The organism is Tropicimonas sp. IMCC34043, assembly GCF_003390845.1.
Classification (GTDB): Bacteria; Pseudomonadota; Alphaproteobacteria; order Rhodobacterales; family Rhodobacteraceae; genus Tropicimonas.
The window spans coordinates 260,176-270,203 of the sequence record NZ_QMEK01000006.1 but is presented as its reverse complement, the minus strand read 5'-3'; the positions used below and the strand labels follow the sequence as shown (position 1 = coordinate 270,203).

At 66.6% G+C, this 10,028-nt stretch carries 11 protein-coding genes and 1 riboswitch; of the genes, 4 read left to right on the top strand and 7 right to left on the bottom strand.

Going from position 1 to position 10,028, the window contains the following annotated elements:
* Positions 1-375 precede the first annotated feature (375 nt).
* The 6 genes from DQG17_RS18815 to DQG17_RS18790 form a co-directional block, all read right to left on the bottom strand.
* A complete protein-coding gene (locus DQG17_RS18815) occupies positions 376-810 on the bottom strand; it encodes a cytochrome c (protein WP_116134405.1) in 435 nt (144 codons plus the stop codon).
* Positions 811-880: 70 nt separating this feature from the next.
* Positions 881-1,300, bottom strand: a complete 420-nt coding sequence (locus DQG17_RS18810) for a DUF411 domain-containing protein (RefSeq protein ID WP_116134404.1) — start codon at positions 1,298-1,300, stop codon at positions 881-883.
* Positions 1,301-1,311: 11 nt separating this feature from the next.
* Positions 1,312-2,238, bottom strand: coding sequence for a hypothetical protein (locus DQG17_RS18805; RefSeq protein ID WP_116134403.1), 927 nt, complete (start codon positions 2,236-2,238; stop codon positions 1,312-1,314).
* A gap of 84 nt (positions 2,239-2,322) precedes the next feature.
* Complete coding sequence (locus tag DQG17_RS18800; RefSeq protein WP_116134402.1) at positions 2,323-2,652, bottom strand: hypothetical protein; 330 nt, start codon at positions 2,650-2,652, stop codon at positions 2,323-2,325.
* Positions 2,653-2,725: 73 nt separating this feature from the next.
* Positions 2,726-4,120 carry an ATP-binding protein gene (locus DQG17_RS18795; RefSeq protein WP_116134401.1) on the bottom strand — a complete coding sequence of 465 codons (1,395 nt, stop codon included), beginning with the start codon at positions 4,118-4,120 and terminating at the stop codon, positions 2,726-2,728.
* Complete coding sequence (locus DQG17_RS18790; protein WP_116134400.1) at positions 4,117-4,839, bottom strand: response regulator; 723 nt, start codon at positions 4,837-4,839, stop codon at positions 4,117-4,119. The genes DQG17_RS18795 and DQG17_RS18790 overlap by 4 nt, the downstream gene beginning before the upstream one ends.
* 173 nt (positions 4,840-5,012) lie before the next feature.
* Here DQG17_RS18790 and DQG17_RS18785 point away from each other — a divergent pair, with 173 nt between their 5' ends.
* From DQG17_RS18785 to DQG17_RS18770, 4 genes are all read left to right on the top strand, one after another.
* Positions 5,013-5,825: an EF-hand domain-containing protein gene (locus tag DQG17_RS18785; protein ID WP_198666198.1), complete on the top strand. Its 813-nt coding sequence runs from the start codon at positions 5,013-5,015 to the stop codon at positions 5,823-5,825.
* A gap of 63 nt (positions 5,826-5,888) precedes the next feature.
* Positions 5,889-6,218: a hypothetical protein gene (locus tag DQG17_RS18780; protein ID WP_116134399.1), complete on the top strand. Its 330-nt coding sequence runs from the start codon at positions 5,889-5,891 to the stop codon at positions 6,216-6,218.
* A gap of 335 nt (positions 6,219-6,553) precedes the next feature.
* Positions 6,554-6,775, top strand: a riboswitch (cobalamin riboswitch).
* Positions 6,776-6,808: 33 nt separating this feature from the next.
* On the top strand, positions 6,809-6,985 hold the full coding sequence (locus tag DQG17_RS18775) for a CbtB domain-containing protein (RefSeq protein WP_116134398.1): 177 nt from the start codon (positions 6,809-6,811) through the stop codon (positions 6,983-6,985).
* Positions 6,986-6,988: 3 nt separating this feature from the next.
* Positions 6,989-7,672 (top strand): CbtA family protein, encoded by a 684-nt coding sequence (locus DQG17_RS18770; RefSeq protein ID WP_116134397.1) that lies wholly within the window; start codon positions 6,989-6,991, stop codon positions 7,670-7,672.
* A gap of 42 nt (positions 7,673-7,714) precedes the next feature.
* On the opposite strand, the gene DQG17_RS18765 is transcribed toward DQG17_RS18770, so the two are convergent.
* A complete protein-coding gene (locus DQG17_RS18765; RefSeq protein WP_232829505.1) occupies positions 7,715-10,009 on the bottom strand; it encodes a copper-translocating P-type ATPase in 2,295 nt (764 codons plus the stop codon).
* Positions 10,010-10,028: the final 19 nt, after the last annotated feature.

Below are 10,028 nucleotides of genomic sequence, written 5' to 3'. Positions count from 1 at the left end.
TCTCAAGACGTGGGAGAGTAGGTCACCGCCAAACCTAGCGAAATTCCCAATAACTCTCGACGATCGTCGCAAAATCCAAACCAACAAAACACAACGCCCTAGGATAGTCATCCCAAGGCTGGCCAGTGTCGAACCGCGCCGAAACCACGCTCCAATCAACCGGAAAACGTTCGGCAGGACCTAAACAAGGCCAACGACGGCCATGGCTTCGGCGTCGAATACGTCCTGCGTCAACGCGCAGAGTTGGGCTGCCATGTAGACGCCGATCGGTACAACTGAGGGTGTTGTTGTACGCCACACTCCGGACCCGATACAGACCATGCCGCTGAAAGTGGAGGTGACCTTTTGTAAGGCCTAAAGCCGGAAGGCGTGCGCTCAGCGCCCCGATGCGCCTTTCATCGACGGTAACGACGCCTGAAACTGCCTTTTTTCGTCCGGCCAGTTGGCTTTCAGGAAGGCCAGGATCGTTACGATCTCGCGATCCTCGAGTGCGCCTTCGAAACCGGGCATATCGCTTTCGTAGCCGGGGACCACAGCACCGATCCCGAACTTCGTCATCGCAAACAGATCGGCGTCCGAATTGGTGAAGGTATGTCCCGTTCCGTCCTGCGGCGGCGCAGGCATCCGGCCCGTCTCAAGCCGCCTCCGCCAGTCCGGCTGCCCTTCCCGGTTCTCGCCGTGGCAGCTCGCGCAGGTCTCGGCGTAGAGAACCTCCCCGGCCCGAAGCTGCGCCGGGGTCACTGGCTCGCCGAGAAAACTCAGACCGGACGTCTCGGCGATGGCGGCGCCCGAAAGCGCCGCCGCCGTCATGCCGAGGCGGACCGCCAGGGATCCACCCCGACACAGGAGGTGCAGGAACGCGCCTCCTTGTCCGCAACGCCTATTCATTCGAGTAAACCGCCACGCCCGTCGGCGCATAGGAATAGACCTTGAGGGTGCCGTATTTGTCTGGCGCCATGCCCGGAGAGTTCTGCGGCATGCCGGGAAGGACGAGGCCGGAAATCGCCGGTCGTTCGGCGAGCAGCCGGTCGATGATTTCGGCCGGGATATGGCCATGGATGCCGTAGCCTCCGACCTCGGCGTGGTGGCAGGACAGGCCGCGTTCGGGCACGCCGGCAGCGATGGCCCGTGCGGCCACGTCGCGTTCCTCGACGATGGTCACGTCGTAGCCTTTCTGTTCCATGTATTCTGCCCAGGCGGAGCAGCAGCCGCAGCTGGGGTCGCGGTAGACGGTGATCGCCTCACCGGCAAAAGCAGGGGCTGCGGTGAGGAAGGCGAGTGCGAGAGTGAACGTTTTCATGGGAATCTCCTTCAGAGGACCGCGCCTGCGGCCCAGGTCTTGCCGCCGTCGCGGCTCAGGGTTAGGCCGCGCTTCGTGGCGGCGACGAGCGAGAGGGGCGCGGCCGGGTCGATCGCGAGCGTGATGGCGTCGAGGTCACTGGCCTTTTGCCAGATGACACCGGCGTCGGTGGTTGCCCAGGTGCCGGAGGGCAAGGCCGCGTAGAGCCTGCCGGGTGCCGTCGCCGAGGACACCAGCGCCCGCACGGGCTCTCCTGCCGGCAGAGGCGCGATTTCGGGTTCCTCCCCACCCTCGACAAGCGCGTCGAGCGCGTCGCCGCGCTGTACGTCCTGCCAGCGGCAGAAACAGTCGGGTACGCGTTGCAGGCCGGCCGTGGTCCCGGCATAGAGCCAGATACCTCCCATGCCGCTGGCGGCATCGACCGAGGCGAGCGACAGAACATCCCGCTCGGCCCCGGCGAGGAACGGGCGATCCATCACGAACTCCCAGGACTCACCGGCATCCTCGCTGCGCCAGAGCCCGTCACCCGCGACGGCGGCGTAAAGGGTGTCGGGCAGGGTCGCCGCCGTGGTCAGTGCGCAAATGGACGCCGTGGGCAGCACCGATCCGGCGTCGCGCCAGCTTGCACCGGCATCTTCCGAGACGGCCAGCCCGCCGCCGTCCAGCGCGGCAATCACGCGGCCCGGGCGCTCCGGATGGGCGGTCAACGCCCTGGGCTGCTTGTCCGGGCCGGTTGTTTCGTGCCAGGACTCTCCGCCGTCATCGCTCCTCCACAGGCCGTTTCCTGCGGCAAGCACGGCGTTGCCAGCGAAGGCGAGCGCGTCGACTAAGGGGGCTGGCGCCGCGAGGAGCGGATGCGCAGACCCGACGATCCAGGCTCCCGCGGCCGCGCCCAGGAAGGCGCGCCGGGAAACCCCGTCTGAGATTGATATGGTCATTCCGTTTTCCGAGATTGGGACCGCAGGGCCTGAATGGCCCGCAGTGTGGTACCCGTCAGCTACGCCGGAGACCGGCGCGGAGAGTCAGATCGGAAAATGGGATCGTGGTGGCGAGGTCGCGGGTGGGTCGGATCGCCCCGGCGTGGCTGCCAGGCTCGCCGCCGGTTCCGTCACCTTTTCGATGTCGGCTTCCGTGCCGTGGTCCGGGAGGACGGCGACGGTCAGCGACATGCAATCGCCAGCGCAGCTGCCCTCGTCACCCGCGCCATCGCAGTCATCGCAGCCGACAGGGGCGACGGAATGCATGGCGTCCATTCCGACGGTCATCCCGCCAAAGGATGTTGCCTGCGCCACCGACCCCAGCAGGAAGGCGGTGATAACACCGATGCAGAACAGGTTGAACAGGCGCGTCATGGTCCGGAGTTTCCCTTTCGGAGGCGGAAATGTCGATGCGTCAGGGAGGCAACTTGCCGTGAAGCGGAACAGGTCACGCAACCGGCAAGGTCATGGTGGCTGTCAGCCCGCCGCCCTCCCGGTTCTGCAGGTCGATGTCGCCGCCATGGGATTGCACGATGGTCCGGGCGATCGACAGGCCGAGGCCCGCCCCGCCCGTCTCGCGGGACCGCGAGGTTTCCAATCGGACGAAGGGGTCGAAGACATGCTCGAACTGATCCTCCGGAATCCCCGGCCCGCGATCTTCCACGGCGATGCGCGCCGCCTCCCCGTCGCGCCAGACGCGAACCTCGGCTTGCCCGCCATAGCGGAGAGCATTCTCGATCAGGTTCCGCAGGGCGCGGCGCATCGATGTCGGGCGAAGCTGAACCCTGACCATTTCCGGAGAGGGCTGAAGCGTGACCAGACCCGCGGATGCGTCCATGTCGGCGACCAGAGAGGCGACAATCTCGGAAAGGTTGACCGTCTCGACGGGCTCGGCATTCGAAACACCGCGGGCGAAGGCAAGCGTGCTTTCGACCATCTCCTGCATCTCCTCGGTGGTGGCGATGATCCGCTCGCGTGTCTCGTCCTCATCGATCATCTCGGCGCGGACCCGCAGCGCCGTCAGCGGCGAGCGCAGGTCGTGGCTGAGCGCCGCCAACAGCCGGGTCCGGTCATCCACGAAGCGCCGGATCCGTTCCTGCATCCTGTTGAAGGCGCCGGTCAGGCTGCGCAGCTCGTTCGGGCCGGAAGGATCGATCACGTGCGCCTCGGCGCCTCGGCCGAATTCTTCCGCCGACCGGGCCAGTTCACGCAGCGGGCCGGTCAACTGCCCAAGGGCGACCCAGACCGTCGCGCCGATCAGGACCGCCGAGACGGCGAATGTCCCGACCGCCGTCCAGGCAAGCTGATACGGCGGGCGATGGAACCGGGTTAGAACGTTCAGCCACGTCCCATTTTGCATCGCGACGGAAATCTTCATCTCCACCGACGAGATCGGGACCGGCTGCATGGCCCGGTGCATCTGCCCCATCTGGCCGGACATACCGAACATGCCGGGCATTGGCTGGGGCTGGTCGTCGGTCTGATGCAATTCAAGGCGGACCTCCGGCACTGGGGTTGTCCCGATCTGCGAAGCGATTTGCCCCGCAAGCACTTCGGTGCCATGACCTGAGTGATCGACGGCGGGCGCAGCCCCCAGCGAAAAGCGCACCAGCGGGGAATCCGCCGCCCGCAGGATCGACGGATGCAGGTCCTCCGGCGCCTCTGCGATCAGCCGGGCCACGTTTGCCGCGCGACTGGCAGCCTCCTGCCCGAGCGCGGCGCGCAGGGCCATCTCGCGTTCGTCGGCAAACAGCCAGGCGACCAGCGCCTGCGCCAGTGCGAGCGTCAGCAGGATCAGCAGCAGCAACTGCCCCCGCAGCGATCCGGGCAGGAACCGCCTCATGTCTCGACCTTCACGTCGGCGGCAAAGCTGTAGCCGCCGCCCCGGACGGTGGTGATCAGGCCCGGCCGCGCCGGGTCCTCCTCGATCTTCCTGCGCAGGCGGCTCACCTGGTTGTCGATGGTGCGGTCGAAGACATGGGCGGATCGGCCGGAGGTCAGGTCCAGCAGTTGATCGCGGCTCAGCACGAAGCGGGGACGTTCGAGAAAGACCGTCAGCAGACGGAATTCCGCCGTGGTCAGGTGGACCTCGCGTCCGTCGGCATGGCGCAGCTCTTGCCGGTCGGTGTCGAGCGTCCAGCCCGCGAACTGCACCCGGCGGCTGGACAGGGTGCCGGCATGTGGCTCCGCCCTGCCGCTGCGCCGAAGGATCGCCTTGATCCGCGCCAGAAGTTCTCTCGGGTTGAAGGGCTTGGGCAGGTAGTCGTCGGCGCCGACTTCAAGCCCGACGATCCGGTCGGTCTCCTCTCCGAGCGCCGTCAGCATGAGGATCGGAATGGTGCCCTCCGCGCTCAACCGACGGCACACCGATATCCCATCCTCGCCCGGCATCATGACGTCGAGCACGACGAGGTCGAAGCGGCCGGTCTTGAGCTTCGCGTCCATCTCCACGGAGTCGCGCGCCGTGCTGGCGCGCATGCCGTTGCGCTCCAGATACCGGCTGACGGCATCGCGGATTTCGCGGTGGTCGTCGACAACAAGGATGTGCGGTGCGTCCGTCATGCCTCCTGCATAGCGCATCCGCGCCGGCACGCGGGCCGAAAATGGTCGCAGCAGGTAACAGGGCCCGGACGTTGCGACAAACCGATACAAATCTCTTCGCTTTCGGGATCATGCTGCGACAGGCATCCCCCAGATTGAGCTCATCAGAACGACGACACACAGGAGACGTGGTCATGAAACGCTTAGGGAAACTCGCAATCGCACTGGTCGCCTTCACCGCAGTTGGCGCAGCGGTGACCATTCCGGCGTTGGCCCACGGGCCACAGGGCAGTGGCTGGGCACAGGGACCGCAGGGCGGCCCCGGCGCGATGATGGGCGGCTGGCAAGGTGGCTCTGGCCCGATGATGAACGGCGCGCAAGGCGGACCGGGCACGATGATGGGCAACTGGCAGGGTGGCCCCGGCCCGATGATGGGCGGCGCGCAAGGTGGTCCGGGCATGATGCGTGGCCCGGGCGGCTATGGCGGAATGGGACCGGCCATGATGGGTGATGCCGACTTCATGGAACACATGATGGAGATGCACAGCCAGATGCACAGCCAGATGGGTGGCTTTGGCGGCCCCGGCATGATGGGCCGTGCGCCCGGCATGGGCATGATGGGCGGGTCGTTTGGCCCCGGCATGATGGGTGGCCCCGGCATGATGGGCGCCCTGTTCGGCGACCTCGACGCCGATGGTGACGGCACGGTGAGCTCTGACGAAGCCCGCAACGGTATGCAGGCCGCGCTGGCGGAATACGACAGCAACAGCGACGGCACCCTCTCGCTGGAGGAGTTCCAGGCGCTCTACGACAAGGCGATCCGCCCGCAGATGGTGGACCGCTTCCAGGCACTCGACGCGGACGGCGATGGCCAGGTGACACAGGACGAGATCGCGGCGCCCGCCGAATGGATGGCCCAGATGCAGAGCCGCCGCGCCACCTTCTCGCAGGACTGCCCATGGCCGCAGGATCGCAGTGATACGGCCGGGCCCGAAGGCAACAACTGATCGACCCGACGGTCGGCCCGCACCCGGGCCGACCGAACCTCGCCGCAGGAAAGGAGACAGAGAATGACTCACGTCCTGACACGCAACTTGCTGATCGTTGCCGCGATTGCGATGCCTTCGCTCGCCATTGCCCACGGCCCGGGCCCCGGCAACAGCCAAGCGCCCGGATGGACCGGACAGCAGACACCACCTTGTGCAAGCGCAGGAAACACGGTGCCACCCTGCGGCGCCGTTCCCGGCACAGGGGCATACGGCCCTTCGGTCAACGGTATGCCGGGCCCGGCCGCCGGCCACGGCCCGCAGATGATGCAAGGCTTCGACGGGGCTCCGCGCCAGGGTGGCGGCTGGTGGCGCGGATTCTGGCATGGCCACGGCACGAACTGGCGCAATTGAACCGGTACTGGAGCGCATCGCCATGCGGTGCGCTCGCGACATGAAAGGACTTAGCGATGATGGGTGGATACGGATATGGCTGGGGAATGGCCTTCGGCGGCTTCTGGATGATCTTGCTGGTCATCCTGCTGCTTTTGGCGATCGTCGCGCTTTTCAAGTACCTGATGCGGTGATGGCGCTGCGGAAACCGGGAGACGTTCGGACGAGCCATTTCCTTGAGGAGCGTCTTCCGGTCGCCGGTTGCGCGCCCGGCATCCCCCTGCAATGCCAACGCGCCGGAGGCCTTCGCCGCTGCACGGCACTCATAAATGGCTTGCCCGAACACCTTTCCCAAAGGTAAGACCAGACGATCCGGTTCTCCCATCAGGCACAAAGTGCCGGGAGACGAAGAGGGAATTCGGAGGGACGGAACCCATGTCGGGCCGCCCCGTCCGAAGCCGCCCCCGCGACTGTCAGCGGCGAGTGCGGGCCTATGATGCCACTTGCCCCGTGCAGGGAAGGCAGGCCCCCATGACGACCCGCGAGCCAGGAGACCTGCCGGATCGTTGAAACTCGATGCTGTCGGGTGTGACAGCCACAGGAGCAAAACCATGATCACTGCACTTCGCCGGAAGGCGCTCTTCGACATTTCCAGCCGTCAGGCCGCCGCCCTCGTCTGCGGCATTCTCGGGCTGGGGCTCATCACCATCGCCGGCAATGTCCAGGCATCGGCCCTGCATGCCGCCGCCCACGACGTGCGCCACGCCAACGGCTTTGTCTGCCACTAATCTATGATCGCGAAAAGTCTGACCAGCGGCATTGTCGCTGGGGCTGCAGCGGGCCTGCTTACGGGCCTGCTGCAGCTTTCATTCGTGCAGCCGGTGCTGCTCCACGCCGAACTCTACGAGACAGGCGAACTGGTGCATCGTGGGGCAGAGGCGGTTTCGGCGCAGCTGGAATGGAGCGGGATCGACCCGGTGCGTGACGGGCTGAGCCTGTTGTTTTCCATGCTGATCTTTGCCGGATACGGGCTGTTGCTTTCGGCCGCGATGGCCCTGGCAACTGCGGATGGCGCATCCATTTCGCCCCGGGAAGGTGCGGTCTGGGGCGTTTGCGGCTTCGTGGCGGCGCAGCTTGCGCCCGCCTTCTCCCTGCCGCCAGAGGTGCCTGGATCTGCCCATGTCGACCTCTCGGACCGGCAAGTCTGGTGGTATGCGACCGTCGCCGTCACTGCGGTTGCGCTCTGGCTGCTGGCCTTCGGCCGTGGGCATTGGCGCGTGCCCGCAGCTGTGGTTCTGCTTCTGGCGCCGCACGTCATCGGGGCACCGCAACCGGAGCATTTCGAAGGCCCTGTGCCGCAGGAGATCGCGGCCCTGTTTGCCAGCCGCGCCCTCGGCGCCGGCCTTGCCGGGTGGGTCATGCTCGGCGCGATTCTTGCCTGGCTGCGGAGGAACGCACCGGAAGATCTGGGCTGAACATTGGCCGGCCGCCGGGTGAACCCGAGCGGCCGGCCGCCTTCAGATCTCGGCTCGCCTGAGCCGGAGTGCGTTCAGCACCACCGAGATCGACGAGGCGCTCATCGCGAAGGCGGCGAACATCGGGCTGATCAGAATGCCGAGAAACGGGAACAGCACGCCCGCCGCGATCGGCACCCCGACGGCGTTGTAGATCAGAGCGAAGAACAGGTTCTGGCGGATGTTGCGCATCGTGGCCTGCGCCAGACGGCGCGCGCGGACGATGCCATCGAGATTGCCCTTCACCAGGGTGAACCCTGCGCTCTCGATCGCCACGTCGGCGCCCGTGCCCATCGCGATGCCGACGTCGGCCTGCGCGAGGGCGGGCGCGTCGTTCACGCCGTCCCCGGCCATGGCGACCTTCGCCCCGCCCGCCTGGAGTTCGCGGATTATCGACGCCTTGTCGGCTGGCAGCACGTCCGCCCGGATTTCGTCGATACCGAGCCGCGCGGCGACGGCCCGCGCCGTCCGTTCGTTGTCGCCGGTAGCCATAATGATGCGGAAGCCGAGCTCGTGCAGCGCCCTGAGCGCCTTCGGTGTCGTATCCTTCACTGGATCGGCGACGCTGACGAGGCCCGCGATCTCGCCATCGACCACCACGAACATGACCGTTTCACCATCGTCCCGGCGGGCGTTCGCCGTTTCGGTCAGATCGGCGGCTTCGAGCCCGAGGTCCTGTACCAACCTGAGGTTGCCAAGCGCGACGGCTCTGCCATCCACCGTGCCCTTGACGCCCTTGCCGGTGACGGCCTCGAAATCGCCCGCCTCGCCCAGCTTCACGTCCCGGTCCTGCGCACCCGCCACGATGGCTTCGGCTAGCGGGTGTTCCGACCCCTTCTCGAGCGTTGCCGCGAGGCGCAGCACCTCCGCCTCGTCGTGGCCCGGTTGCGGGAAGACGCCAACGAGCCGCGGCTTGCCTTCGGTCAGGGTTCCGGTCTTGTCGACGATCAGCGTGTCCACCTTCTCGAACCGTTCGAGCGCCTCGGCGTTCCTGATCAGCACGCCGGCCTGCGCGCCGCGGCCCGTCGCAGTCATGATCGACATCGGCGTGGCCAGGCCAAGCGCACAGGGACAGGCGATGATCAACACCGCAACCGCAGAGATGAGCGCGTAGGACAGCGCGGGCGACGGTCCCCAGGCGGCCCAGCCGATGAAGGCGAGCACCGCTATGGCGATGACGGCGGGAACGAAATAGCCCGCGACCTTGTCGGCGTATTTCTGGATCGGCGCGCGCGAGCGCTGGGCGTTCGACACCATCTCGACGATCTGGCTGAGCGTCGTGTCCGCGCCCACCCGCTGCGCCTCGATCACCAACGAGCCGGTGCCGTTGATCGTCGCGCCGGTGACCGGCTCGCCCGCCACCTTTTCCACCGGAACCGGCTCGCCGGTGATCATGCTCTCGTCGACCGAGGACCGGCCGTCGAGCACGATGCCGTCGACCGGCACCTTGTCTCCGGGGCGCACCCGAAGCCGATCGCCGACCCTGACGAGCTCGAGCGGGATTTCCTCCTCGCTCCCGTCCTCCCGGAGGATCCGCGCCGTTTTGGCCGCAAGATCGAGCAGCGCACGGATCGCCTTGCCGGTGCCCTCGCGCGCCCGGAGTTCCATCACCTGACCGAGGAGCACCAGCGTCACGATCACCGCCGCCGCCTCGAAATAGACGCCGACATGGCCCTCCGCGCTGCGGAACCCATCGGGGAAGATGCCCGGCGCGAGCACCGCCACGACGCTGAAGAGCCAGGCGGCCGACACGCCCATGGCGATCAGCGAGAACATGTTGAGCTTCATCGTCCGGAACGAGATCCAGCCCCGCACGAGGAATGGCCAGCCGCACCAGAGGACGACGGGCGTGCCGAGCGCCAGTTCGAGCCAGAGCGTGCCCCGTTCGCCAAAGACATCCCGAACCCCGGGGAAACCCAGATATGGACCCATCGTGAGGATAAGGAGCGGGATCGTCAGAGCCGTGCCGACCCAGAACCGCCGGGTGAAATCGACAAGCTCGGGATTCGGCCCCTCGTCCAGCATCGCCGAGGACTCCAGTTCGAGCCCCATCCCGCAGATCGGGCAGGAACCGGAATGGGTCTGGCGCACTTCGGGGTGCATCGGGCAGGTATAGACCGGCCCGTGATACCCGTCGGGAACCGTGTCGTAGTCATCGTCGGCTTGAGCGGAATGTCCCTGGTGCGTATGGGCGTGATGATCGTGACCGGCGTGTTTTTCGGCCTCGCTCTCCGGAACCAAGTGCATCCCACATTTCGGGCACTTACCCGGACCGTCCTGCCGGACCTCCGGGTGCATCGGGCAGGTGTAGATGGTT